Consider the following 25,230-nt stretch of genomic DNA (forward strand, 5'->3'; position numbering starts at 1 on the left):
ACCCGATTCGGCAAATTTTTCAAGTAGAGCAGGAAAAAAGTTTCTGTATGGCGAATGGTATCGGTCGAGGTGAAACAGGTGACGACTGTGAAAAGCAAGGTCACAATCAAAGGAACAAAAGAGGGGCTCGTCTTCTTCATGGACGATACCTGTTCCTTCGAAGAACTGCTGACCGATGTGCGTGAAAAAATAGAGCATAGCCATCAACAGATTTTGTCAGGACCGCTGATACGGGTATCCATTAAATTGGGGAAAAGGTACTGCTCACCAGAACAACAGGAGCAGTTGACTCAAATTATTCGGCAAAAGGGGAATCTGGTCATTCATACCGTTGAGGCGGATGTGATCACAAAAGAGGAAGCTTTTGCCGAACGCCTGAAAACACATTTTTCCGTCCAGGTACACACGGTTCGCTCCGGTCAAGTGCTCGAGTACGACGGAGACTTGCTCCTTTTGGGGGATGTCAACCCGGGAGGAATCGTTCGCAGTACGGGAAATATCTATGTTCTGGGTCATCTGCGAGGCTATGCCCATGCAGGGATCGATGGTGACAGTCAGGTCATTATTGCCGCAGCCGTGATGAGTCCTACCCAGCTGAGGATTGCCGATGTAATCAGCAAGCCAGGGGAAGAGTGGACCAATCATTCCGGGGGTACAGAGTTTGCGTACCTGGAAAATGAAACGATGCTGGTGGCGAAAATGAACTATCTGGCGCGGATCCGGCCAGAACTGGGAGAAAAGAAGGCTTGAGGCTTGTGGGTAGAGTGAAGAGGGGGAACGGACGTGGGGATAGGAATAGTCGTAACTTCGGGTAAAGGCGGCGTGGGTAAGACGACCACCTCCGCGAATTTAGGTACTGCACTTGCTTTGCTGGGTCAAAAGGTGTGCATGGTCGATACGGATATCGGTCTGCGCAACCTGGATGTTGTCATGGGCTTGGAGAATCGGATCATTTACGATCTGGTCGATGTTGCAGAAGGCGCATGCCGATTGCAGCAGGCGTTGATTAAGGACAAGCGATTTGAAAATCTGTCGCTTTTGCCGGCTGCCCAGACGAAAGACAAGTCTGCAGTTACACCTGAACAAATGGAAGAAATCGTTACGCAATTGAAACGTGAATTCGATTACGTCATCATCGACTGCCCTGCCGGAATTGAGCAAGGCTTCCGCAATGCAGTGGCAGGTGCTGATCAGGCGATAGTCGTTACGACACCGGAAAAAGCGGCAGTGCGTGACGCTGACAGGATTATTGGACTCTTGGAGCGGGAAAAGGTAGGCATGCCGAAGCTGGTTATCAACCGTGTGCGTTCGCATATGGTGAAAAATGGTGATATGCTGGATGTAGAGGACATTCTGGATTTGCTCGCCATTGACTTGATCGGTGTGGTACCGGATGATGATCATGTCATCAAATCAGCAAACCAAGGGGAGCCAGCTGTGATGAACCACGAGTCTCGCGCTTCGATTGCGTATCGCAATATTGCCCGCAGACTTTTGGGTGAAGCTGTACCCCTGCAGCCATTAGAAGAAAAAGCAGGGATGCTCCATAAAATGCGCAAGTTTTTTGGCTTGAAATAGGTTAGGCATGGCTCCCGTCTGAAAAAGGTGGGAGCCACGTTTTCTAGGAGGACGAGCATGGACCTGGAAAAACGACATTTGAAAACTGTCGACTGGACCATCATCATGATTTTGGTGGGACTCGGGATCTTCAGTTACCTGGGAATCTCCGGTTCTGCCGCAGGTGTCGATAAAGCTCATCAACAGGTCGTCTGGTACATCGTTGGATTTGTGGTACTAGTGGGTACCTTGTTGTTTGACTACCGCCTGTTCTACAACATGTCGTATGTTTTGTACGCGATCGGACTGATCCTCTTGATCGGAGTTTTTCAGACTAAGCCGATCAACAATACAACAAGCTGGTATGATCTCGGCCCAGTGCTGCTGCAGCCGTCAGAGCCGATGAAGCTGTTCACCATCTTGACGGTAGCCCGGTTCATGGCAAAGCGGGCAGAGGATCCGGATCGGTTTTACTATTTTTACAAGCTGATCCCGGTGGTTTCGCTCGTAGGCGTTCCGTTGCTGTTAATTCTGGTACAGCCTGACTTGGGGACGGCCCTTGTCTATACCGGTATGCTCGCAACGATGCTGATTGTCGGGGGGATCCGCTTGAAGCACGTCGTCTACGCGGGAGCTCTTGTAGGCAGCTTTTTTGCTGGCATGACGCTGCTTTATCAATACAAGCAAGAGATTTTCTTTAAGATTATAAAGCCGTACCAATGGGATCGGATCATCTTCTGGATGGATCCGGATCTGGAGGCGATGGGAAGAGGCTTTCAGCTAAAGCAGGCTTTGATCGCGATTGGCTCTGGTCAGCTCTTTGGAAAAGGTATCGATACACCGACGCAAGCGAGCTTTGGTTGGGTTCCGGTTGGAGAGAGCGACTTTATCTTCACCGTCATTGCAGAAAAGCTTGGGTTTATGGGTGCAGGGCTTCTGATGATCCTGTTCTTCTTTTTGATTTATCGCATGATCCGTATCGCGATGGAAGCCAAAGATCCATTTGGCTCCTATGTAGTAGCGGGTGTGGTCGGCATGCTGACCTTCCAAATCTTTGAGAACATCGGCATGACCATTCAGCTGATGCCGATCACCGGGATTCCGCTTCCCTTTATTAGCTACGGGGGGAGCTCGCTGATTACGAACTTCCTGATTATCGGTGTAGTTTTGAATGTAGGCATGCGCAAGGACAAGCTGCGTTTTGACTAAAAAGCGTGACAAATGGAAGGCGCTGTGATAAAATCATCCTAAGTTAACCATTTTTACAAGTTATAGTGTTTGATGGATTGGTTATGGAGTCGTACCGGTTGAGTGTGACGAACCATTTGTCAATCTCAGCTATGTACGACTTTTTTCCTTGACGCAAAAAGCTTTCTGTAAAAAAGGGTTGACGCTACACTTTTTCGCCTCGTGGGGCGTAATGTTCAGGGAGGTTTTGTTTCATGCAACAAGGTATCGTAAAATGGTTCAATGCGGAAAAAGGATACGGCTTCATCCAAGTTGAAGGTGGAGACGACGTATTCGTACACTACAGCGCGATCCAGTCAGAAGGTTTCAAATCTCTGGACGAAGGTCAAAAGGTTGAGTTTGAAATCGTTCAAGGTAGCCGTGGACCTCAAGCTGCTAGTGTAACTAAACTGTAATTTAACTTCGGCAGATTCAGAGGCAGTCTCTCAATGGGGAGACTGTCTTTTTTGTTTTTCAAGAGCCTATTGATACGAAATGCCCACTTGGACACGGGTCATAAAGCAGGTAGACAAGTCATAAGATGGTACAAAGGCTTGGCCTGCGGAGGGATGAGGATGTTTCGTGAAGTCGATCGGGTGAAAGAGAGAAGACGGGAGAGGTTAGAGCGGATCCGCATGCAGCCGCGGGACAGCTTTTCGCCTTTTGTGGACGATTGGAAGGACCCTATTGAGCCTACTGCGGAGCCGTTCGCCTTTTCGCTCAAAGAAGAGGAAGATCCGGTGAATCACCGCCATTCACATGAAATGTGGGGGCTGCAAATTCTTGCATCGGTACTGTTAGTCGGTGCAGCCTACTTGCTCTTTCAGACGTCGCTCATTCCTGCGACGTGGAAAAACTCAGCACGTGAAGTCATGACTCGTGACTTTAATTTTTCGGGTGTGGCCGATTGGTATGAAGCACGGTTTGGCTCGTTGCCTACTCTGCTTCCTTCTCTTCATGGTCCGAATGCTATACCTGCAGCGGGTACGACGACAAAACAGGTGGATGCTTGGAAACTGCCGGCGAACTGGAAGGTAGTCAAATCCTTTGAACCAAAAAGTGCGAAAGTCGTACTGACCACGGCTTTGGATGATCAGGTAACGATTGGTGAAACGGGTTGGGTCACGTATGTGGGGGAAAAGCAAGGATACGGAACAACGGTAGTTGTCCGTTTAACGAAAGACCGCGAAGTGTGGTTTGGAAATCTGGAGCGAGTCGCTGTAGCAAAAGATGACGTTTTGCAGGCAGGGCAGGAAATCGGAGTGGCAAGGGCGGTGAACAACAGCTCCAGGCATCTTTATCTGGGGGTCAAGCAGGAGGATCAATTCGTGAATCCGCTGGATGTGATCCCATTTGAGTAGAGCTTTCTTTGGGGTTCGAATTCGCATACACTTGCTGTTCTGGGCGGTTATTGGCCTGTCGATCATGACGGGCCATTTTTTAGAGGTACTTACGCTGTTCGTCATTGTGCTCATCCACGAGATTGGCCATGTAGCGATGGCGCGTGAGCTGGGCTGGACCGTGACAGAAGTACAGCTGCTGCCCTTCGGTGGAGTCGCAACAATGGAGGATGCCTATGCGACCGACCCTCTGGATGAAATCGTGGTCGCGCTGGCTGGACCATTCTTGAATGTCGTGATGATGGCTGTCTCCTACTTGTTCTGGTACACGGGCATATGGACAGAGGAATGGGCGTACTTCTTTCTGATCAGCAACGTGACGATCGCTTTGTTTAATTTGCTTCCCATCTGGCCGCTCGATGGCGGACGGATTGTCCAGGCGATCCTGTGCTGGTTTATGCCTTACCGCCAAGCAGCGATTATTTCGTTGACAGGCAGTACGCTCTTGGCGGGTCTTTTGGTAGGCTTGTCGGCATGGGAGCTTAAGATCAATGTGCTTGTGATCGGGGTATACCTGCTTGCGGTCAATATTCAAGCGTTTCTTCGTTTTCCCTATCAATTCTTTCGTTTTCTCATGGAAAAATACGTTCGGCAGCCGGATGAATACGCGGTTCAGGCACTCAGTGTCGAGCCGGGAGAGACTGTTCTGGAGGTTGCGCACAAGCTGAGGCGAGGGTGCTCCCACCTGTTTTACGTTCAGGGAGCCGGGCTGCTCGCGGAGGAACAGCTTTTGCATGCCTTGCTTTTTGAGCAGAAGCACGATGCCAAGATCGGTCAGCTTGTCTAGGAAAGGGAATTCCACTCCATAAGCCAGCAGTCTCGCATGCTTCCTTCGTGCCATTCGCGACGAGGAAGCCATTTTACTTTCTGGAAGCCGCACTTTTCATAGCAGCGTATCGCGCGAGCATTGGAAGCCTGCGGATCGAGGACAACCTTCTGAGCACCAAAATGCGTAGACAGGTGAACGAGAAGGCTTTGAACGAGGAAGGTCCCGAGGCCTCTGTCCCAGTACGACGGTTCCCCGATGAACTGATCTATGCCGTAGATGATGGTAGAAGCATCATAGCCATATGCCTGCCTGCTCTCCTGATCCAACGGGTAATACTGCCCGTACCCGATAGGATGTCCGTCATAGAGAAAGAGGCAGCGGGACGTATCGTCATCTTTCGGGTAGAAATGCTCATGAACAAGCTGTAGATCATGAGGGCGGTCACGTCCTTCGTAATAGTGCAGCACACGCTCGTCCGAAAGCCATTTAACCAAGAAAGGAGCATCCTGCTGAAGCAGGGGGCGCATTTTCAACAAGTCAGCTCTCATCGTCATTTCTCCTTTGGCAGCTTGCCTTTTCTTTTCCAAATACCTGTGATAGGATTACTTCCTGGAAGTCCGAAAGTCCTTTTTTCGGGCAAATAGGTACGGGACAAGCAGGGAGTAGGAGAGTGAATGCGTTGAGACAAGTAGCGATTAGCGGGAGCGGTGGTGTGCTGCGAGCAGCATTGCTCGAAAACGGGCGGTTGCTTGAGTGGCGTGAGGAGAACGAAGGGCAGGGAGTTTTGGCAGGAGATGTGTATTGCGGTCGGATCGCGGATGTCTTGCCGGGGATTTCGTCCGCTTTTGTCGATATTGGCGTCGGTCAAAATGCTTATCTGTATGTGGATGACACCTTGCCGAGGAGAGGTTCTGCACCTGGCAAAGCGAATATCAGCGAGCGAGTGCAGGTCGGTGAAAAGGTAATCGTACAGGTGAGCAAGGAAGGCACGGAGCTGAAGGCGCCGAAAGTGACGGCGCGGATTAGCTTGCAGGGCAGGTTCCTCGTGTATCTCCCGGTGGAAGCAGGTGTATCCCTTTCCCGCAAGATTACCGATCCGGCAGTCAGACAGCAGCTCTCTGAGAGGCTTTCGGCGCATCTCGCAACTGAAGAAGGCGTCATCGTAAGGACGGAAGCGAAAGACGCGCCAGAAGATAGGCTCCGCGAAGAACTGGAATATTTGAAGAAGCGTTGGAGCGAAATCATGGCTCATGCCGACCAGTTAAAAGGTACTGGACTTGTGACGAGAGAAATGGCGTTGCTAGAGTCGATCATCAGAGACTTGGCTGCTTGGGGTGTGGAGGAAGTGCTGGTGGAGCACGCTCCTACACTTCAGCAGGTAAAAGAAGTAATGCAGCTGCTTGCCGAGGAAGACTTGAACAAGCTGCGCGCGTACCAGGGCAGAGAGCCGTTATTTACGCAGCTGGGAATCGATGCGCAGCTTCAGCGGGGATTGAACCGGCAAGTACCACTGCAAAGCGGGGGGCATCTGGTCATCGATCGAACAGAAGCGATGACGGTTGTCGACGTCAATACAGGCGCATTCACAGGGAAAGGCGGCCAGCAAAGGGAACAGGCGATTACTGCCGCGAATGTGGAAGCTGCTGTAGAAATTGCAGCACAGCTTAGGCTTCGCGATATTGGCGGGATTATCATCATCGATTTCATCGACATGAAGGAAGCGGCGAACAAGGAAAAGGTATTGGCGGTGCTGAAACGGGAGCTAGCCCGTGATCCTGTGCCGTCCACCGTTTTAGGCATGACTGCTCTTGGACTTGTGGAAATGACCAGGAAGCGCGTGCGTGCGAGCTTGTCGGAGAGATTGACGGAAGCTTGTGCTGCGTGCGATGGCCGTGGTCGAGTAAGGTCGGTCGATGAAATGAAGCGCCGTCTATGCAGCGAGCTGACGTCTCTTGCGAAAGGCCAAGAGGCAGAGGCAGCGGTAATTGAACTGCCGAGACGGCTGTATCATCCTTTGTCTGAGCTGGGCAGCGAGCAGCAGAAGCTGTGGCCTGTGCACTTGTTCCTGCTTGAAGCTCCTGCGTTAAAGCCGGACGAGTATCGAATCGTGTACGCCGGTCGTACAGAAGAAGCCAAACGATTGTACGGAAAACAAGAGTAAATGACTTGACTGGGCGCTCTGTGCTGTGATAACCTAAGGTTTGTCATGCAGCTATGTCTCGTGCATACTGTAACCGCACGAATCAGGTACATAAGTCGTCGCTTGCGACGCACCTGCTGGGGCGAGTCTGAGTATAGGAGGTGCACACAGTGTACGCAATTATCGAAACCGGTGGAAAGCAATACAAAGTTGAAGAGGGTTCTGTTCTCTTCATCGAGAAACTGGCTGGCAACGAAGGTGAAGCTGTTACTTTTGACAAAGTTCTGTTGGTAAACAAGGACGGTCAAGTAACTGCAGGTGCTCCTACTGTTGCTGGTGCTACGGTAACTGGTAAAGTAGAAAAACACGGTAAACAATCCAAAATTATCGTGTACAAATACAAAGCCAAGAAAAACTACCGTCGCAAACAAGGTCATCGTCAACCATTCACCAAAGTTGTGATTGAAAAAATCAACGCTTAATTTTGGACGAATCCGATGATTACCGTAAAAGTGCAGAGAAATGAGCAAAATGAGATTGAAGCCATTACCGTTTCGGGACATGCCAACGCTGCTAAGCATGGTTCAGACATTGTCTGCTCCGCTGTTTCGGCGGTGAGTATGGGAACGATTAATGCCGTAGATCTTTTGCTCAATAGTGATCCGGATGTTCAGCTCGCAGAGAAGGATGGCGGGTTCCTGAAATGGAACGTGCGTCCTGTAGAAGACCCGCTGGTCAGCGAAAAGCAGCAGCTTTTAGCTGAGGGCATGGTTGTCTCTCTGTTTATGATTGCTGAATCATACGGAAAATACGTTACGGTTCATGATACAAAATGGCAAGGAGGTGTCTGACATGAACTTTCGTTTTCCTGTAGACCTACAGTTCTTCGCTTCGAAGAAAGGGGTAGGTTCCACAAAGAACGGTCGCGATTCCATTTCCAAACGTCTGGGAGTGAAACGTGGTGACGGTCAATTCGTTACAGCTGGAAACATCCTCGTTCGCCAACGCGGTACGAAGATTTACCCAGGTGCTAACGTAATGAAGGGCGGAGACGACACTCTGTTTGCAACAGCAGACGGCGTTGTTCGTTTCAAACGTCTGGGCCGCGATCGCAAACAAGTTGTGATCGAACCAGTTGCTTCTGAAGCGTAAATAGTGGATGAAAGGAAACCCAGCCTTGTTGCTGGGTTTTTCTTTTTCTAGCTGGTGTTTTCTCTTTGGAGAAAAGGGGAAAAATAAAGGATAGCGATCTGTTTCATTCAGTAGAGGTTTTCTTATTTATACGGGAATTTTTTGTGGTACAATAGGACAGAAAGAAATCTTATCGACTTGGGTGAATGTGATGAGGGACGAGCGGAGGCTGTTTACGCAGCAAACTGACCAGCTGCTTACCGTACTGAACCGGCAGCGGCATGACTGGTTGAACCACGTTCAGGTTCTGCTCGGCTATTTGCATTTGAACCGTACTGAACAGGGAGAGGCGCATTTAAAACGCATTGCGGAGCTGGCTATGCAAGAAAGCATGATCGCCCGTTTGAACAGCTCTCTGTTGTCTGTCTTTTTCTTGACATTTAATGCGCTGAACAAGGAAATGCTTTTGGAAGTAGAAGTGTGCAACGAAGTGGATCTGATGAGGGTCGCACTGAGTGAGCAGCAATTGTTTCAGTTGATGTCAGAGATATTATGCACAGTGAACGATCATGTAGATCCTAACAACTATGAACCTGCGAGCATGCAGCTTTCCTTGGTAGCGGACGCATGCGGCGTTCATTTTCGTTTTGACCTGGCCGGAAAGCTATGTGCATCCGGATTGGAAGAACTGGAAAAACTGATACGTAAAAATGAACAGAGTACGGTGGAGGTCACCGAGTGGATACATACGGAAGAGGAATGGATTTTGGACTTGCGGATTCCATTCGCGTAATGAAAGAGGTGACACCATGTTTGTCGATCAGGTAAAGATTTATGTAAAAGGCGGGGACGGGGGAAACGGAGCCGTCTCCTTTCGCCGGGAGAAATACGTTCCATTAGGTGGACCAGCCGGTGGTGACGGCGGTCGCGGCGGAGATGTTGTGTTTGTAGTAGATGAAGGACTGCGAACACTGGTTGATTTCCGCTACCAGAAGCACTTCAAAGGACCGCGTGGGGAGCATGGCCGCAATAAAGGCCAGCACGGCGCAGGCGCGGACGACATGCTGGTGCGCGTGCCACCGGGAACAACCGTCATCGATGATGATACCAAAGAAGTGATCGCGGATCTGGTCGAGCATGGCCAGAAAGCAGTCATTGCAAAAGGCGGGCGCGGCGGTAGAGGAAACATGCGTTTTGCCAATTCATCCAACCCAGCTCCGCACATCTCGGAAAACGGGGAACCGGGTCAGGAACGCTACATCGTGATGGAGCTGAAACTGATTGCAGATGTAGGTTTGGTTGGCTATCCGAGCGTAGGGAAGTCTACTCTGTTGTCCAGCGTGACTGCAGCCAAGCCGAAAATTGCCGCGTATCACTTCACGACGCTGACACCAAACCTCGGTGTGGTGGAAGTAGGGGAGAACAGCTTTGTCATGGCCGACCTGCCAGGTTTGATCGAAGGGGCGCATGAAGGCGTCGGATTAGGTCATCAGTTCCTGCGTCACGTCGAGCGTACGCGTTTGATCGTGCACGTGATTGACATGGCTGGCGTCGATGGACGTGACCCGTACGAGGATTATTTGCAGATCAACCGCGAGCTGAAGCTGTACAACCTGAAGCTTGAAGACAGGCCGCAAATCGTGGCTGCCAACAAAATGGACATTCCCGAGGCCCAGGAGAACCTGGCGCGCTTCAAGGAAAAAGTCCCGGGCGTGACGGTTTACGAAATTTCTGCGGCTACTCAAGAAGGCGTTCAGGAGCTGATGTATGCCGTCGGTGATCTCTTGGCGACTATTCCGGACAAGCCAGCTGTCGAAGAAGTGGCTGAAGTCGAAGAACGTGTCGTGTTCAAGGCTGAGAAAGAGCCAGATCCATTTGAAATCACACGTGACAATGACGTGTTCGTAGTCAGTGGGGATAGAATTGAAAAGCTGGTTAGAATGACCAACCTGAACAGCTACGATGCCGCTCAGCGCTTTGCCAAAATCATGCGCAGCATGGGAGTGGATGAAGCCCTGCGCAAGCACGGTGCCCGTAATGGAGATACCGTACGCATCGGTAAGCTTGAGTTTGATTTCGTGGAGTGACGAAAACCATGACGGATGTCCCATCTCTTAGCCCATTTCTATCAGATAAACGGTTCCAGCGCGGATCCATTTTACCGATGATGATCTCCAGGCAAGTCAAGACACCATTGCAAGTCATGGTGGAGCATGTAAAAGGTGGGTATCTCGTAGTGTCCACAGAGATGAACGCGGAAGCCAAGACAGCACTGATTGGTTCAACCGTGCGTTTGCGGTGGGAAACGGATGCGGCTGTCAACACCGTTGATCTGGAAGTCGTACAAGAGCAAACGATATGGCCGGTCAAGCTGTTGGCATTGATCCCAATCGCGATAGGCGTAGAAATCGTGACGATGGGAAAAAACGGACTAGTCTCACCAGACAGGCCGATTCACGTTCCGTTCAAGGTGATGGGAGCAAGACCGATCGAGGAAAAAGGAGAAGCGGAACTGCTCAAATTTTCTCCGACTCGGTTGGTGCTTCGTACCGACTCCTACGTGTCAAAGGGTGATTTCATCCATCTGTCGTTTACGGTACCGAACCAGCAGATGGAGATTGTCGGAATGGCCAAAGTGGTAGAAAAGACGTTTCAGGACACGCAGACAGTGATTGAATTGATCTTTACGGATATACATGACAAGCATCATCAAGTCATCAAAGATTATTATAATAAACTGTCGACCGCCGCTTCTTACTGAAGAAGCGGTTTTTTTCCTTTGCTGTTCCTGCGAAGAAGGTATATAGTATAGGCATAGAGTTCTTATTCGTGCCTGTTCCCTAGAATTGATCTGGAAGAGCGACTAGCCTGTTATATCAACTTGTGAAATATTGCACATTGATATTTCCATCCGTTTGCATACTGCACTTTGTGAAAAATAGAACAAATAGGTTAGACTATCGGATACAGGGTGAATTTCGGCCGTCACTCGGATGAACAGGCAACGAGAATACCAGGCCTCTATTCCAAAGCAAAGGAGGACGTTTTCTTATGTCACAAACAACTACGCAACAAGCTGAAGCAGCTACTACAGCGGCTCTGGCACCCGAGCAAATGGATGTGCTCGATCAGTTGATGAAACCGGAAATCCAAGAATCGTTAACTGTTTTGGTGGCGAATTTGCCTAAATTGGCAGAGATGACAACAATCCTGACCAAAACGTACGATCTGGTACAGACAGTGGCAAATGACCAAGTGCTGATCCAGGACCTCAAAGGCGGAATGGAAGAGTTCGTCAAACCGATCCAAGACAAAGCAAAAGGAATCGCCCAAGCAGCAATCGAAGCTAACGACCGTTCTCACGTCGAGTCGTCTACGATCGGTTTGTTTGGTATGCTCAAAATGCTGAAGGATCCGCAAGTACAAAAAACCTTGCGCTTTGCTCAAGCATTCCTGGAAGTACTCGCTGAGCGCGAGCAGCAAAAGCGCTAACCACACATAACGAACGAAAGACAAGGACGGGAGGACCAACGCATGTCGAAGCATATTTTGATTCTGGGCGGCGGTTACGGCGGATTGTTGAGCGCATTGACTGCCCGCAAATACATGACAGCTGAAGAAGCTACTATCACGGTTGTAAACCGTTTTCCTACTCACCAAATCATCACCGAATTGCACCGTTTGGCAGTAGGCAACCTGTCTGAGCAAAACGTGGCATTGCCTTTGGAAAGATTGCTGCGTGGCAAAGACATTAACCTGGTTATCGACTCGGTTGAAAAAATTGGCTTGGATTCACAGCGTGTCACTTTGGCGAGTGGCGAGTCCATTAAATACGATGCACTTGTTGTCGCGCTGGGTAGCGAAACAGCTTTCTTCGGCATTCCAGGACTGCAAGAGTACAGCTTTACCCTGAAGTCTGTAGAAGAAGCAAACCGCCTGCGTGCACACGTAGAAGGGCGCATCGTGGCTTACAAAGAAAGCAAGGATAAAGCAGATGCTACTTTCGTTGTCGGTGGTGGCGGTCTGACGGGGATCGAGCTGGTAGGGGAATTCGCAGATATGCTGCCTACCCTGTGCCACAAGCATGGCGTAGACTTCGCAGACGTATCCTTGTACTGTGTGGAAGCTGGTCCGTCCATCCTGGCTGGTTTTGCTCCTGAGCTGGTTGAACGCGCAAAAACAAGCTTGGAGAAACGCGGCGTGACCTTCCTGACAGGCGTACCAGTAACGGAAATGAAAGAAACCACAGTTTTCCTGAAAGACGGCAACACCATCGAAACGAAAACCATGGTTTGGACGGGTGGCGTACAAGGAAATCACGTTGTAGCGGAATCCGGCATCGAAGTAAACCGCGGACGCGCGACTGTCACAGAAAACCTGCAATCCACGTCTCACCCTGAAGTATTCCTGGCTGGAGACAGCGCAGTCGTGATGGGTCCAGAAGGTCGTCCATATCCGCCAACAGCTCAGCTGGCATGGCAAATGGGTGAAGTAGTAGGCTACAACCTCTTCGCTTATTTCAACGGTACCAAAATGGAAACGTTCGTACCTGTATTCTCCGGTACACTGGGCAGCTTGGGACGCAAAGATGCAATCGGTACCATCGGCGCTAGCCAAATCAAGCTGAAAGGCTTGCCTGCTTCCTTGATGAAGGAAGCAAGTAACGTTCGTTACCTGTCACACATCAATGGATTGTCCTCTTTGGCATATTAATCTCTTTATGTAGAAGAACAGACAACAAGGCAAAACCCGGGAGCTTACTCCCGGGTTTTTTTCAACGTGTAGGAACTTATAAGCGTAATGCTTATGAATTCCGGAGCCCATGACGAAGTGCCTCAGCGTCCTCTTCTGGCATCACTTCGGTAAAACTTTCCGCTAAATCGCGGTCGCGCCCCCCATGAGATGGCCTCGATAGAGGTTTTCTTATGCAGTCGTTTATCCGTTACCGCTTGGATCCTCGACAATGTTAGGGGATTGCGCCATCTTTTTGCCCTGGGTCTGCGTGCCAAATTGGTCAAGATCGCTCGGCTTTCCAGGAGGATGATTATTGCGACGCTCGGACTTGTCTGACTTACCTCTTCCTGCCATGTAAAAGTCACCTCCTGTGGAATCAATCGTTTCTATTCTGTACGAAGCGGGCCATCGTCATGTAAGCACAAGTGAACTGAATATCATTCCATGAAAAAAATTGGCTAATAAGGATTGTCACAGCAAGTTGGAAAGGTTATAATGTCCTCTATGAAGAAACAACTGTTTTTCTCAGGAGGACACAACGGATGAAACGGGATGAAAAGTTTTATTTAATTCGATCCGACATCCTGCCAGAATCCATCGTTAAAACGATCGAGGCCAAAAAAATGCTCGAATCAGGCGAAGTGGATACGGTGAATGAAGCAGTGGAACGGGTGGGATTGAGTCGGAGTGCCTTTTATAAGTACAAGGATGGCATCTTCCCATTCAACTCCATGATGAACGAGACGATTATGACCATCACATTTTCGCTGGAGCATACGTCTGGCTTACTGTCTAAAGTGCTGACCTACATGGCGGATCAGGGCGGAAACGTATTAACCATCAATCAAACGATACCGTTGCAGGGAATTGCTACGATTTCCATGTCCGTTGATATGGCGCATATGAAGGTTTCCAGCACGGAATTCTTGGATGGCTTACAACAACTACCCGGCGTGCGCAAAGCAATGATCGTTGGTAGAGGGTAGAAAAAGGGTAGGGGGAGAGAACATGGAGAAGCAAACGATAAAACTAGGGCTGTTGGGGTTCGGAACGGTCGGTACCGGAGTCGTTCGAATCATCCAGGCACATCAAGAAGATCTGCAAAAACAAACTGGACTGGGAATCGAGATCACCAAAATTCTCGTGCAGGACGCAGAAAAGTCCCGCAATATTGTGGCGATGGAAGGCAAATTGACGACGAATCCGGCAGATATCCTGGAAGATCCGGAAATTGAAGTGGTCGTGGAAGTAATCGGGGGCATTCACCCGGCGAAGGATTTTATCTTGGGCGCATTGGAGCGAGGCAAGCACGTTGTCACAGCTAACAAGGATCTAATGGCGCTGCACGGCGCTGAGATTTTGAAAAAAGCGCAGGAGAAGGGCTGTGACGTGTTCTACGAGGCGAGCGTTGCCGGAGGAATCCCGATTTTGCGCGCGCTGGTGGAGGGCTTCTCGTCCGATCGCATCACAAAAATGATGGGGATCGTCAATGGTACTACGAACTACATCCTGACCAAAATGAGTCAGGAAGGAGCAGAATATGCTGACGTACTGAAAGAAGCACAAGCGCTTGGATATGCAGAAGCCAATCCGACCTCTGATGTGGAAGGCTATGATGCGGCTCGTAAAATGGCGATCCTGGCAACGCTGGGCTTCCGTGTCCCCATGAAGCTGGAGGATGTCGACGTCAAAGGAATCAGCGGCGTGAGCAAGGAGGATATCGCGTACGGCAAGCAGCTCGGTTATGAAGTCAAGCTGCTGGGCTTGGCTCGTCGGGATGCAGAAGCGATCGAAGTCAGTGTCCAGCCGACGATGATTCCAAAATCCCACCCGCTGGCGTCTGTGAACGGCGTATTTAATGCCGTATACGTTCACGGAGAAGCGGTAGGAGAGACCATGTTCTACGGGCCGGGGGCAGGGGAGCTGCCAACTGCGACAGCTGTTGTCTCTGACCTAGTGACCGTCGTGAAAAATCGAAAGCTCGGTGTAAATGGACGGGGCATGGTAGCTCCGTACAAAGAGAAAATCCTCAAGGATGACTCCCAAAAGCTTTCGAAATATTTCCTGCGCATCGTCGTGGCCGACAAGCGTGGCGTGCTTGCACAAATTACCCAGCTGTTAGCTGACAAAAACATCTCCTTGGAGCAGGTCATTCAACAGCCGTACAACAACGATAAAGAGGCAGAGATCATCATGATCACCCACTTGTCTTCGAAGAGTGACATGGATGGCGTGCTCGCCTATATGGAACAAATGGACATCGTCACCAAAGTCAAAAGCTGTTACCGAGTGGAAGGGGGAGAACAAAAATGAGTCAAAATCGTCAATCAGGGATTATCGCACGTTACCGGGAATTTCTCCCGGTCACAGATAAAACACCATTAGTTAGCCTGCATGAAGGGAATACCCCTCTGATCCATGCACCAAATTTGTCAAAGCAACTGGGTGTCGAGCTGTATGTGAAGTACGAAGGTTTGAATCCAACCGGATCCTTTAAGGACCGCGGTATGGTGATGGCGGTAGCAAAAGCGGTGGAGGAAGGAAGCACAACCATCATGTGTGCGTCCACCGGGAATACCTCGGCCGCTGCTGCCGCGTATGCAGCTCGTTGCGGGCTCCGTTGCATCGTGTTGATCCCTAGCGGAAACATCGCATTGGGCAAGCTCGCCCAGGCGATTGCGTACGGTGCAGAAGTCATTGCTATCGATGGCAATTTTGATGAAGCCTTGAATATTGTTCGGGAAATAACGGCGAATGAGCCGATCACCCTTGTCAACTCGGTGAATCCATACCGCATCGAGGGCCAGAAGTCAGCGGCTTTTGAGGTATGTGACGCATTGGGAGATGCTCCTGACATTCTCGCTATTCCAGTAGGGAATGCGGGCAACATCACTGCTTACTGGAAAGGTTTTAAAGAATACAAGGCAGCAGGAAAGTCGCAAAGCCTGCCACGCATGTTTGGCTTCCAGGCAGCAGGAGCTGCACCGCTGGTTCATGGGCAGCCTGTACCGAATCCGGAAACGATCGCGACTGCGATCCGCATCGGTAATCCTGCCAGCAAGGATGGCGCACTCAATGCCATCAGCGAATCGAACGGTCTGGTTGACAGCGTGACAGACGAAGAAATTCTTCATGCGTATCAATTGATTGCCAAAAGCGAAGGCGTATTTTGCGAGCCCGCTTCAGCAGCATCTCTTGCCGGCATTCTGAAGCTGAAAGCAGCAGGTAAGCTTCCAGAGGGTGCGAAAGTGGCTTGCGTGCTTACCGGAAATGGTCTGAAGGACCCGAATATCGCACTGGGGCTGGTTGGGGAAGAGCCTCGCTCCGTTCCTGCCACGCGTGAAGCCGTTATGGCTTTGGTAAGCCAAAGAGGGAGTGAAGTTCGGTCATGAATGGCAACCTCGTAAAGGTCACCATTCCAGCGAGTACGGCGAATCTGGGTCCAGGGTTTGATGCCCTGGGCCTGGCTTTCCAGTTGTATTCCGTCGTGGAGATGAAGCTTAGCGAGAAAACAACGATTGAAATCGTGGGCAAGGAGCTGCAAGGCGCTCCAACAGACAAAAGCAATTTGCTTTATCAGGTTGCCTGCACGCTTTTTGAAAAAGCGGGCTTGCCAACCCCAGAGCTCGCGATTCGCGCTTCTAGTGACGCACCCCTGACAAGAGGCTTGGGAAGCAGTGCGTCAGCGATTGTTGGGGCCTTGGTCGCTGCCAATCACTTAGCTGGGGAGCCGTTCACCCGAGAAGAATTGTTCCAGTTTGCTACGGAGATGGAAGGCCATCCAGACAATGCAGGAGCCTCCATGTTCGGTGGCATTATCGTAGCTACTATGCCTGAGAATGCTGGTTCACCAATCCCCTATATTCGTATCGCACCTCCTGCTGGTTTGCAGGCACTCGTAGTCATTCCAAAGTTCCCTCTGTCGACAGAAAAAGCGCGAAACGTATTGCCACAGGTGTACAGCAAGCAGGATGTTGTATATAATGTTGGTCATAGCAGCCTGCTTACGGCCGCATTGGCGCAAGGCAGGCTGGACCTGTTAGGACAAGCAATGGGGGATCGGCTGCATCAGCCGTACCGCGCAGAGCTTGTTCCTGGCCTAAAAGACATCCTGGATGGAGCAACAGTCCACGGAGCATTAGGTGCGGCGTTGAGTGGTGCTGGTCCGACAATCCTTTGTTTTTTCTCGACGGACGAACAGCGGGAAAAATTACAAGGATTTGTAGACAGTGTGATGAACAGTCACGACATCCCGTATCGTGTGATGATATTGCAACCGGATGAACATGGCGTGCAGGTCGAAATCCATCAGACGTAGATAAAATGGATAGGAGAAACGCCATGCTGAACAAACTCGCATTTCTCGGGCCAAGAGGGACGTTTTCCGAAGAGGCTGCTCGTTCGATACCGATCGGGACGCCAATGGATTACGTGCCATATCCGAGCATTATTGAAGTGTTGAATGCAGTAGCTAAAGACGAAGTGAATTACGGAATTGTACCCATCGAAAACTCGATTGAAGGCACTGTGAACTCCACATTGGATTGGTTGATTCATGAGGTTGATTTGCCCATCCTCGCAGAATTGGCTCTGCCGATTACCCAGAATCTGCTGGTAGCGAAGCGCGATCAGCCGTTGCCGCTCTCGGCTATTACCCGGGTGATGTCCCATCCTCAGGCGATTGCCCAAAGCTTTCATTTCATACGGGAAAACCTGCCGCAGGCTGTAGTGGAGAATGTAAACAGTACGGCTCTGGCAGCCCAAACAGTGAGTGAACATCCAGATGAGCCGTGGGCAGCCATCGGGACCCGCCTAAATGCGGATATTTATCCTTTGGAAGTGGCGCAGCCTCATATTCAAGACTTTTCAAACAACTATACCCGCTTTGTCTTGGTCGGAAAAGAGCCGATTGAGCTGCCAGTATCTGATCGGGAGAAGACTACGATCCAGGTTATCCTCCCTGAGGATTTTCCGGGTGCGCTCTATCAGGTGCTCGCCGCTTTTGCTTGGCGAAAGATCAACTTGTCCCGTCTGGAATCCCGTCCTACCAAAAAAGGGTTGGGCAGCTATTTCTTTGTGATCGACATTGAACAAAAAATGGATGATGTGCTGCTTCCAGGTGCGTTTGCAGAGATTGAAGCGATCGGCTGCCAGGTCCGGCAATTGGGAACATATCCATTTTACTTGCAAAAGGTCAACTCCTAGAGTTGGCTTTTTTCTTTTTAGATTCCCTTCAAGAAAAGGGCTCACTCAGGAGCAAAACGCCCATAGGTGCATACCATGATAGGGAGTTTCCGCGAGGGAGGAGAAATAGTGAGAATCCACGTAGTCCAAAAAGGCGACACCATGTGGAAGATCGCCAAGAGATATGGCGTCGATTACAAGGAGCTATTACGACTGAACAGTCAGATCAAGACTCCCGATACCATCTATCCAGGGGCGAGGATCAAGATTCCGTCGAAGGGTGTGGCTGTTCGTCCACAACCGAGACAACCACAACGGCAATCGAGCGAATCCCCCTATGTAAAAGAAAGACCTATTCGCGAAGAAGAGCAGAGCCAGGAGGTTCCTCAAGAGATTGAGCGCAGGCCAATTGAGGTGGAAGAGGAAGAGGAAGTAAGAATTGAGGCTGAAACGGAAAGGGCTCCACGGCCAGCCCCAACGGAGTCGATCAAGGAAGCGCCGCCGATTCCTCCTACACCAAGTGTCATGCCTGAAATGCTGACACCGGCATTGCCGCAGCCTACGCGGCCTATTGCACCTCCGCCGACCAAGCCATACATGCCAAACATTCCGAAACAGCAGATGATGCCGCCAATGCCGCCGTCGATGCCACCTATGCCGCCGATGCAGACACGTCCGGCACCACCGCCAGTTCCGCCGACCATGGTAAGTCCGTATATGCATCAGCCCAATGTGCCACCATCCCAGCTCAGCCCACTGCGCCCTAACGTAGGGCCGAACCAGGTGAGCCCGTATATTTATCGGCCGCCAGTGGCGCCAGCGCCTGTACTTCCCATACGGCCAACGGTATCGCCGAACTATTGCCCGCCGTGCCTGCCATATCCACAGGTACAGCCTACGAGACAGCCTACACACGTTCGTCCACAGACAACGACTAAACCACAGGTGCGGCCACAAACAACAGTGAGACCGCAGGCACCCGTGCGCCAGTATGTGCCGGTCCCAATTCCGCCGTGTCCACCATTCCCAACACCATGGATGAGGCCAATTTCCCCACCGATGCCGCCTATTTCCCCGTTCCCGCCAATGCCGATGCCGTTTCCAAGACCGGGTCAAGTATTGCCTGAAAGCATAGGGCCAGGGCCGTTTAGACCACCGTTTGGTCCGCCGTTTGGGCCACCACCGATCATGCCATTCTTCCCTCCAGTTCCTCCTCGACCGATGCCGATGCCGATGCCAATGCCAATGCCATTCCCGCCACAGCCGTATCCATGCCCGCCAAGGCGTCCAAAAGTAGTGGTGGAATCTTCTTGCTCATCTTCATCTTGTGAGTGTTCCCCGGATAGCCCACAGCGAAAGCCTAGTCGCGGTTATAAGAGAGACCGCGGGCAAGTGAACCCGAACAACATGATGTTCCCACCACCTCCTCGGCTGGCTTCCATGCCTGACACAGGGCTATGGCCGCATTGGGGCGATGGGCACGAAGAATCTTCGTCATACTGAACGGTTCCAGTATGAACAAAGGGCTAATAGCATCTCTTGAAAAAGCGTTTCGCTGTCAAGTTCACGCCGTTAAGCCAAAACGAAATGTGAATTTGCTGAAGACCGACCGGGGTCACTGGATCATCAAGGGCTATAAGCAACTGGATAAAGCAGTATGGGTCACGCAGCTCGCCGAAGCATTGCGGGAGAAAGGGTTTATGCATACGGTGCAATATGTACCGGATGCAGGGGGATCAACGATTTTTCCGTATGAGGACCGCTATTTTACGATCATGAAAATGATTGACGGACGAGAAGCGGATAACGCATCCCTCTTTGATGTGAAAAAGACGGCTGAGACCCTTGCGCGCTTTCATGTAGCCGCTCAAGGGTTCCCCGTCTCGCATACTTATGCGTATGAAGGCAAGTCTGCGCTACTCGACAAGTGGGAAAGCAGACTCGAGCAGTTCGAAAGAATTACGTGGGGCATTGAGCAAAATGGCCCGCAAAACAAGCTGGAGCAGGTCATCCAACAGATGACGCATGCCATCATCCAGGATGGTCAAGACATGCTGCAATCCGCATACAAGCTGCCTTTGACGCCTGAGATGTTTTCTGCTGTAGAGAGAGGGACGCTGGCTCACCGTGATGTAGCGAGCCATAACTTTTTGCTGACTCCCCGGAACAACTGTTATCTCATTGATCTGGATACTGTAGGGCATGACGTGCAGCTGGTCGATCTGGTTCAATTGATGTCTAGAATGCTTCTGCTCCAGGAGTATCGGATCGGATCGTTTGTCGAAGCGATCGAAGCCTATAGCAAAGTAAACTATTTGAGTGACACGCAAATCTGGACAGTGCATCAATTGCTGCGCTATCCCGATAACTTTCTGCGCGAGGTCACCGGGTTGTACAGCAATCGCCCTGGCTATCATTTGCGAGGAGTACTGCAGCTCGTTCAAATGGAAGGAAAGCTCCTGCGGGAGCGCCAAGCGTTCTTGCAGTCAGGAGAGCAAATCTTTCAGCGATCGCCCTGGGGACAGTACCATTTCGTGGGGTGAAAAAAAGAAGCTGACGGCGTTGGTGCCATCAGCTTCTTTGTCTTATTTGGAGGCTGGTTTGGACAGGTCAATGCTGTATTTCGCAAAGCCCGACTCAAGGGTGTTGATGTATTTCAGGTTCGACATTTTTTCTGCAAAAGGTTTTGCCTCTGGAGCCGTTGTGAACGTTACATTCACTTTTGCGTTTACAGGAGCGAATGCCCAGTTTTGGTCTGCAGCAGGGTTGATCGTTTTTTCGCTCAGGATGTAGTCGATCACGACTTGACGGTTTTCATCCGGAGAATCAATCACGATGTTTGTGCCATCCAGACCAGGGAAGTTACCGCCACCGCCAGCGCGGTAGTTATTGGTTACCACGATGAACTTGTCTTCCGCCTTCACTGGTTTTCCATTGTAAGACAGGTTTTTGATGCGGTTTGCTTTCTCGTCAGCCAGCTTGCCGTCGATTGCGTATTTGGATGGCTCCGTAACATCTACTTGGTAGGTTACGCCATCGATTACATCAAAGTTGTAAGTAGGGAAAGCTTCGTTGACCAAAGGCTGTTCTTCGGTTTTCTTCACGTCAATTTGGTTGTACTGGCCAGCGGAGCGCTCCAGCCACTCTTGCAGCTGAGATCCATTGATCATTACAGCCTTCAGCGTGTTTGGATAGATGTACAGGTCAGATACGTTTTTGATCGCGATGGTTCCAGCAGGAATGTTAGTGTAGTAGCTTGCGCCGTTGCGACCGCCTGCTTTAAATGGAGCACCTGCGGACAAGACTGGAATGCCATCGTATTCGGTACCTTTGATGTTTTTCTCAACATACCATTTTTGTGCATTGGTTACGATTTGGATCGATGGGTCATCTTGAACCAGTGCAAAATAGCTGAAGATTGGGGAAGTGGTTGTACCTACAGCAGAACGTACCCACTCCACTGTGTGATCGTGATCTTCCTTCACGGCATCGAGGATCGCTTGGTCAGCGTCAGCCAAGGAAGCTTTGTTTGTTTTGTCATAGATTGGAACAGCTTTGGAGGCCGAATCTGCCACTTTCCATTTGCCGTTTTCTTGGGTGAGGGTCAGGTCGATTACACCCAGGTTGTTCCCCCAGTAGCCAGGCATAACAGCTGGTTTGCCATTGATGATCCCTTTGGTTCCGTCAACGCCTTCGATGTTCTCAAAGCCAGGGCCTGGGAACACGAGGTGAGAGTGGCCGAAAAGGATAGCATCGATGCCTTCGATTTTGCTCAGCTGGTAGCTTGCGTTTTCCAGATTGGCAGCAGATTCAACAGGGCCGAGTCCCGAGTGAGCTACGGCTACGATGATGTCAGCGCCTTTTTGCTTCATCTCTGGCACGTATTTGTTTGCCGATTCCAAGATGTCCTTGGCAACGACTTTCCCCTCGAGGTTTGCCTTGTCCCACTGCATAATTTGCGGAGGAACAAATCCGATCACGCCGACTTTCAAGGTAACTTCTTTGCCGCTCTCATCCTTGAACTTGCGGTCGAGGATTTGGTATGGCGTAAACAGGTTTTTGTCGTTAGCTGGGTTGTTGTCTTTGTCATCTACATACACGTTGGAGTTGATGTACGGGAAGTCAGCGCCTTTGATGCTGCGCTCCAGATGCTCCAAGCCGAAGTTGAATTCATGGTTGCCGATGTTACCCAAGTCGTAGTCCAGGAGGTTCATCGCTTTGTAAACGGGGTGCGTTTCGCCGTCTTTCAGCGGATCAATTTTGGCAACATAATCGCCGAGCGGGTTTCCTTGGAGCAAGTCACCGTTGTCGATCAGGATGCTGTTTTTTGCTTCTTCACGGGCTTTTTTGATCAGTGTTGCTGTTTTGGCAAGACCAAACTCGTCAGTAGACTTATCTTGATAGTAGTCATAGTTGACAATGTTGGTGTGGATGTCTGTCGTTTCCAACAGGCGGAGCTTGAGGGTGGAGCTGGTTTGAGCGCTGACAGGGGTTTGAGAGAACGTCAGAGCGCTTACGATCAAAGATGTGCTGAGGAGACACGCAGTCAGCATGTGCTTGTTCGCTTTTTTCATTTTTGGGTTGACCTCCATAACTTTACAATAATACCAAGCAAAATAAGTTTATCACTAGAATTATAGGATTGGTAGATATTACTCATGAATTTGTTGTAAATTACGAATCTTGAGAGTATCGGGTATGTAGGCCCTTTTTACTGGCGAGAATAGGGAGAAAAGGCGTATAAAGGGGTTCAATCGAATCATGATCAAAAAGTGGATGATGTATGCATCGTGGGGTATTGCCCTTTTTACAGGGCTGATATTGGGAGTTGTCCTATCACAAAGCGGTGGCAAGGAATCGGCATCCCTGACTCAATTACTTGCAGTTGGCACAGGCAGATCCTTAGAAGCGGCTGGGAATTCCTATAATTTGGTTCTCACTCGCAGCTATTTATGTGGCGCTCGAGACGAGGAGCACAAACCAGTAGCACTCAATCACATCGCGAATTCGATGGCAGATTACAAAGGGTGGGAGATCGTTGCGGCGGATGCTTCCAAGATGATTCTGCTGAAGAGAGAGCATGATATTTCACCCGAGTGTAAAGAGAATGGCCATTTTGGCTTGTCTGCGGAAGGAATGCTGACGCTGTTCCACGGCTTGCCTGCCGATCAGGAGGTCGTACAGACCTTTTACCGGATCAATACGGAGAAGATGGAAGCTAGCCTTCCGAAAGAAGAAGTGGAAAGCTTAAAGCGAGGAATACGCGTGCGGGATCTGGCTGAGTACAACAGCGTTCTGTCCACGTATGGTGAATTTCAGCTGAGCGCGGAATAAAAAGGGCTGCCCCGCGGGGCAGCCTCATTGCGTAAGAGGGCTATTAGGCGGAAACATCGATGATCTGCCATCTTTCCCAAGGGGCAGAGCGCATGAGAAGAAAGTGCCATAATCCTGCGCCTGTTTTGCCAGAACGCAGTGAATACTCGACTCGAACCGGAATGTCAACGATCATGGGAGCATCGGGATCAGAGGGCCGAATCTCCTCTGGCTTGCGCACAGAATCAATGTCATGCAGAAAGGTAGGCAAGGGAGTGCCCGCTGTAGTCATCCGCAACGTGTGAGCATCGTGTTCGTTCAACGAGGTGAGGAAATACCCGACCAGCTTTTCTGGCTCTGCCTCCATGATCGCCTGTGGCAGGGAACCGGAGGCTTTGAGAATCATCAGGCTATGGCTGGGATCCGGCTCGATTCGTCGATGAGTAGAGCTTCCGGAAAAATGAATGCAAAAATGTCCTGGGAAGTCGTTTCCTTGAATAGCACCAGCCCCATGAGGCATTCCGTGCATGGAAGCAGCATAGAAAATACCGTTGACCTCGACCAGGATAGCACGTCGTTTCCAGCTCCATTTTCCTTGATAAATATGCTTCATGATGTGGGTATCGGAGCGTGTGAGTGGTTGGACATCAGCATGTCGGCTCCCTGCTCTGCGCTGGACGGAAAAGCGCTCTCCTGTCTCCAGATCGATGACGGTTGCGTACTTCATTCGGCCAAAGGAATGCTTTACTTTATCCCAAGGTACGGGTTGCCCGAAGTGAGCCTTTTCAACTGTCTGAACCAGAAATTCCAGGCTTCTTTTCATTTCTTCAGACAAAAGGTATTGCCGTGACTTTTTGACGTCAAACAGCTGACCGTGATAATCGTAGATCAGGTCGCGGCCGTTTATTTTCATCTTGGCGCGGACCCATTCAGAAGAAATCTTGGCTGGGATAGTAGGAGTGCGTTTGAGCTCGCGAATAAGCGGGTGAGATTTTTCAAAGACCAGGGTAGAAACGAAGGGCGAGTCTGGTGAAACAGAGACAGAAATGACGATCTCGTTTGCGGAACTCGCTTGAGCCTTGCCCGGTATAGTCATCCATAAAGCAGCGAACCACAGGCTCTGAATCAGAAGCAGCTTGACTAGCCGCACGCAGAACACCTCCACTTAAGGTAGTGTCTCCACCATAACGAACGAATGACGAGAAAATCTTGCCATCATAACTCATGGGCTGAGGCGCCATACTGTTCTCATACGGTGATCTCAAGGAGGAGTCTTTTAGCATGTCTTCTATGCCCAGAGGTAGCTACAAAGACCAGTTCCATCAGCGTTTGTACGTTCAATTAAATCAAGGACACAACAAGCTAAACTACCGGCAGATCAACATGATCCAGGAGCAGATGCAGAGCGGCGTCGACGACTACGCTCACATGCAGCATGATGTGTCAGATTTGGAGGGACTGAACAAACACTAACAAAAAGACACCGTATATGGCCCGTCTCCGAACAGGAGGCGGGTTTTTTCCATGTCCGCGCGCCCAGCAAGCCGTTAATTGCTAGTCGGTGAAAGTCCGACCGAGGTAAGAGCCAAGTCGCCTCGTAGCTGACAGGCAACTGGTGGAGAGATCCTAAGGTTGAAGCCCTGTGACAAAGTAACTCCGACAGGAGTGCGAGCAAATCAGCAGACCGTAACATAAAGTGAATCCTGCCGCTTCGTTAAAAGAGACCATCGGAAGATGGACAAGGGGGAGACGAGCCTTGGGATATTGGGCGAAGT

General features: G+C 50.4%; 28 protein-coding genes and 1 other annotated feature. Of the genes, 24 read left to right on the top strand and 4 right to left on the bottom strand.

The genetic code is table 11. The annotated features are described in order from the left end of the window. The first annotated feature begins 78 nt into the window (after positions 1-78). The 6 genes from minC (at position 79) to ACLIN2_RS10360 (ending at position 4,971) form a co-directional block, all read left to right on the top strand. Positions 79-750 carry a septum site-determining protein MinC gene (gene minC, locus ACLIN2_RS10335; RefSeq protein WP_092269735.1) on the top strand — a complete coding sequence of 224 codons (672 nt, stop codon included), beginning with the start codon at positions 79-81 and terminating at the stop codon, positions 748-750. Between the two features lie 33 nt (positions 751-783). Then, positions 784-1,578 carry a septum site-determining protein MinD gene (minD, locus tag ACLIN2_RS10340; RefSeq protein WP_092269570.1) on the top strand — a complete coding sequence of 265 codons (795 nt, stop codon included), beginning with the start codon at positions 784-786 and terminating at the stop codon, positions 1,576-1,578. A 57-nt stretch (positions 1,579-1,635) separates the two neighbouring features. After that, positions 1,636-2,766 (top strand): FtsW/RodA/SpoVE family cell cycle protein, encoded by a 1,131-nt coding sequence (locus ACLIN2_RS10345; RefSeq protein ID WP_411503983.1) that lies wholly within the window; start codon positions 1,636-1,638, stop codon positions 2,764-2,766. A gap of 233 nt (positions 2,767-2,999) precedes the next feature. Beyond that, positions 3,000-3,200, top strand: a complete 201-nt coding sequence (locus ACLIN2_RS10350) for a cold-shock protein (RefSeq protein ID WP_005832370.1) — start codon at positions 3,000-3,002, stop codon at positions 3,198-3,200. 159 nt (positions 3,201-3,359) lie between these two features. Continuing rightward, complete coding sequence (locus ACLIN2_RS10355) at positions 3,360-4,145, top strand: peptidoglycan DD-metalloendopeptidase family protein (protein ID WP_411503984.1); 786 nt, start codon at positions 3,360-3,362, stop codon at positions 4,143-4,145. Positions 4,146-4,209: 64 nt separating this feature from the next. Further along, positions 4,210-4,971, top strand: coding sequence for a M50 family metallopeptidase (locus ACLIN2_RS10360; RefSeq protein ID WP_373863317.1), 762 nt, complete (start codon positions 4,210-4,212; stop codon positions 4,969-4,971). On the opposite strand, the gene ACLIN2_RS10365 is transcribed toward ACLIN2_RS10360, so the two are convergent. Beyond that, positions 4,968-5,507 (bottom strand): GNAT family N-acetyltransferase, encoded by a 540-nt coding sequence (locus ACLIN2_RS10365; RefSeq protein ID WP_411503985.1) that lies wholly within the window; start codon positions 5,505-5,507, stop codon positions 4,968-4,970. The two genes, ACLIN2_RS10360 and ACLIN2_RS10365, sit on opposite strands and share 4 nt — an antisense overlap. A gap of 125 nt (positions 5,508-5,632) precedes the next feature. Here ACLIN2_RS10365 and ACLIN2_RS10370 point away from each other — a divergent pair, with 125 nt between their 5' ends. From ACLIN2_RS10370 to ACLIN2_RS10410, 9 genes are all read left to right on the top strand, one after another. Then, complete coding sequence (locus tag ACLIN2_RS10370; RefSeq protein WP_411503986.1) at positions 5,633-7,114, top strand: Rne/Rng family ribonuclease; 1,482 nt, start codon at positions 5,633-5,635, stop codon at positions 7,112-7,114. A gap of 61 nt (positions 7,115-7,175) precedes the next feature. Continuing rightward, positions 7,176-7,253, top strand: a sequence feature (ribosomal protein L21 leader region). Positions 7,254-7,263: 10 nt separating this feature from the next. Further along, positions 7,264-7,575, top strand: a complete 312-nt coding sequence (rplU, locus tag ACLIN2_RS10375; protein ID WP_122924804.1) for a 50S ribosomal protein L21 — start codon at positions 7,264-7,266, stop codon at positions 7,573-7,575. 15 nt (positions 7,576-7,590) lie between these two features. Continuing rightward, the gene (locus tag ACLIN2_RS10380) at positions 7,591-7,944 is read left to right on the top strand and encodes a ribosomal-processing cysteine protease Prp (protein ID WP_092269546.1); all 354 of its coding nucleotides are present in this window, start codon (positions 7,591-7,593) and stop codon (positions 7,942-7,944) included. Position 7,945: 1 nt separating this feature from the next. Next, positions 7,946-8,245 carry a 50S ribosomal protein L27 gene (gene rpmA, locus ACLIN2_RS10385; RefSeq protein WP_055743112.1) on the top strand — a complete coding sequence of 100 codons (300 nt, stop codon included), beginning with the start codon at positions 7,946-7,948 and terminating at the stop codon, positions 8,243-8,245. 190 nt (positions 8,246-8,435) lie between these two features. Further along, complete coding sequence (locus tag ACLIN2_RS10390) at positions 8,436-9,017, top strand: Spo0B C-terminal domain-containing protein (protein ID WP_411503987.1); 582 nt, start codon at positions 8,436-8,438, stop codon at positions 9,015-9,017. A gap of 16 nt (positions 9,018-9,033) precedes the next feature. Beyond that, positions 9,034-10,311 (top strand): GTPase ObgE, encoded by a 1,278-nt coding sequence (gene obgE / locus ACLIN2_RS10395; protein ID WP_411503988.1) that lies wholly within the window; start codon positions 9,034-9,036, stop codon positions 10,309-10,311. A gap of 8 nt (positions 10,312-10,319) precedes the next feature. Further along, the gene (locus ACLIN2_RS10400; RefSeq protein ID WP_411503989.1) at positions 10,320-10,985 is read left to right on the top strand and encodes a PilZ domain-containing protein; all 666 of its coding nucleotides are present in this window, start codon (positions 10,320-10,322) and stop codon (positions 10,983-10,985) included. A 290-nt stretch (positions 10,986-11,275) separates the two neighbouring features. After that, positions 11,276-11,716 carry a DUF1641 domain-containing protein gene (locus ACLIN2_RS10405; RefSeq protein WP_092269533.1) on the top strand — a complete coding sequence of 147 codons (441 nt, stop codon included), beginning with the start codon at positions 11,276-11,278 and terminating at the stop codon, positions 11,714-11,716. A 42-nt stretch (positions 11,717-11,758) separates the two neighbouring features. Then, the gene (locus tag ACLIN2_RS10410) at positions 11,759-12,937 is read left to right on the top strand and encodes an NAD(P)/FAD-dependent oxidoreductase (protein WP_092269530.1); all 1,179 of its coding nucleotides are present in this window, start codon (positions 11,759-11,761) and stop codon (positions 12,935-12,937) included. Between the two features lie 222 nt (positions 12,938-13,159). On the opposite strand, the gene ACLIN2_RS10415 is transcribed toward ACLIN2_RS10410, so the two are convergent. After that, a complete protein-coding gene (locus ACLIN2_RS10415) occupies positions 13,160-13,312 on the bottom strand; it encodes a hypothetical protein (protein ID WP_170184398.1) in 153 nt (50 codons plus the stop codon). A 188-nt stretch (positions 13,313-13,500) separates the two neighbouring features. Here ACLIN2_RS10415 and ACLIN2_RS10420 point away from each other — a divergent pair, with 188 nt between their 5' ends. From ACLIN2_RS10420 to ACLIN2_RS10450, 7 genes are all read left to right on the top strand, one after another. Continuing rightward, positions 13,501-13,944: an ACT domain-containing protein gene (locus ACLIN2_RS10420; RefSeq protein WP_400582661.1), complete on the top strand. Its 444-nt coding sequence runs from the start codon at positions 13,501-13,503 to the stop codon at positions 13,942-13,944. Positions 13,945-13,966: 22 nt separating this feature from the next. Continuing rightward, positions 13,967-15,271, top strand: coding sequence for a homoserine dehydrogenase (locus ACLIN2_RS10425; RefSeq protein ID WP_122959649.1), 1,305 nt, complete (start codon positions 13,967-13,969; stop codon positions 15,269-15,271). After that, entirely contained in the window at positions 15,268-16,350 is a 1,083-nt protein-coding gene (thrC, locus tag ACLIN2_RS10430; protein ID WP_411503990.1) for a threonine synthase, read from the top strand. Before ACLIN2_RS10425 ends, thrC begins: the two co-directional genes overlap by 4 nt. Next, the gene (thrB, locus tag ACLIN2_RS10435) at positions 16,347-17,276 is read left to right on the top strand and encodes a homoserine kinase (protein ID WP_411503991.1); all 930 of its coding nucleotides are present in this window, start codon (positions 16,347-16,349) and stop codon (positions 17,274-17,276) included. The genes thrC and thrB overlap by 4 nt, the downstream gene beginning before the upstream one ends. A 23-nt stretch (positions 17,277-17,299) precedes the next feature. Continuing rightward, positions 17,300-18,163, top strand: coding sequence for a prephenate dehydratase (gene pheA / locus ACLIN2_RS10440; RefSeq protein ID WP_411503992.1), 864 nt, complete (start codon positions 17,300-17,302; stop codon positions 18,161-18,163). A 108-nt stretch (positions 18,164-18,271) separates the two neighbouring features. After that, on the top strand, positions 18,272-19,645 hold the full coding sequence (gene safA / locus ACLIN2_RS10445; RefSeq protein WP_411503993.1) for a SafA/ExsA family spore coat assembly protein: 1,374 nt from the start codon (positions 18,272-18,274) through the stop codon (positions 19,643-19,645). Positions 19,646-19,656: 11 nt separating this feature from the next. Further along, positions 19,657-20,685 (top strand): phosphotransferase, encoded by a 1,029-nt coding sequence (locus ACLIN2_RS10450; protein WP_327931629.1) that lies wholly within the window; start codon positions 19,657-19,659, stop codon positions 20,683-20,685. 42 nt (positions 20,686-20,727) lie between these two features. Here ACLIN2_RS10450 and ACLIN2_RS10455 read toward each other — a convergent pair whose 3' ends face one another. Continuing rightward, positions 20,728-22,716, bottom strand: a complete 1,989-nt coding sequence (locus ACLIN2_RS10455) for a bifunctional 2',3'-cyclic-nucleotide 2'-phosphodiesterase/3'-nucleotidase (protein ID WP_092269505.1) — start codon at positions 22,714-22,716, stop codon at positions 20,728-20,730. Between the two features lie 187 nt (positions 22,717-22,903). Between ACLIN2_RS10455 and ACLIN2_RS10460 the strand changes: the two genes are divergently transcribed. Continuing rightward, complete coding sequence (locus ACLIN2_RS10460) at positions 22,904-23,476, top strand: BofC C-terminal domain-containing protein (RefSeq protein ID WP_411503994.1); 573 nt, start codon at positions 22,904-22,906, stop codon at positions 23,474-23,476. Positions 23,477-23,519: 43 nt separating this feature from the next. Here ACLIN2_RS10460 and ACLIN2_RS10465 read toward each other — a convergent pair whose 3' ends face one another. Further along, positions 23,520-24,605, bottom strand: a complete 1,086-nt coding sequence (locus ACLIN2_RS10465) for a hypothetical protein (RefSeq protein WP_411503995.1) — start codon at positions 24,603-24,605, stop codon at positions 23,520-23,522. Positions 24,606-24,736: 131 nt separating this feature from the next. Between ACLIN2_RS10465 and ACLIN2_RS10470 the strand changes: the two genes are divergently transcribed. Beyond that, complete coding sequence (locus tag ACLIN2_RS10470; protein ID WP_092269499.1) at positions 24,737-24,928, top strand: hypothetical protein; 192 nt, start codon at positions 24,737-24,739, stop codon at positions 24,926-24,928. Positions 24,929-25,230 lie beyond the last annotated feature (302 nt).

The organism is Brevibacillus centrosporus (assembly GCF_046622605.1).
Taxonomy (GTDB): Bacteria; Bacillota; Bacilli; order Brevibacillales; family Brevibacillaceae; genus Brevibacillus; species Brevibacillus centrosporus.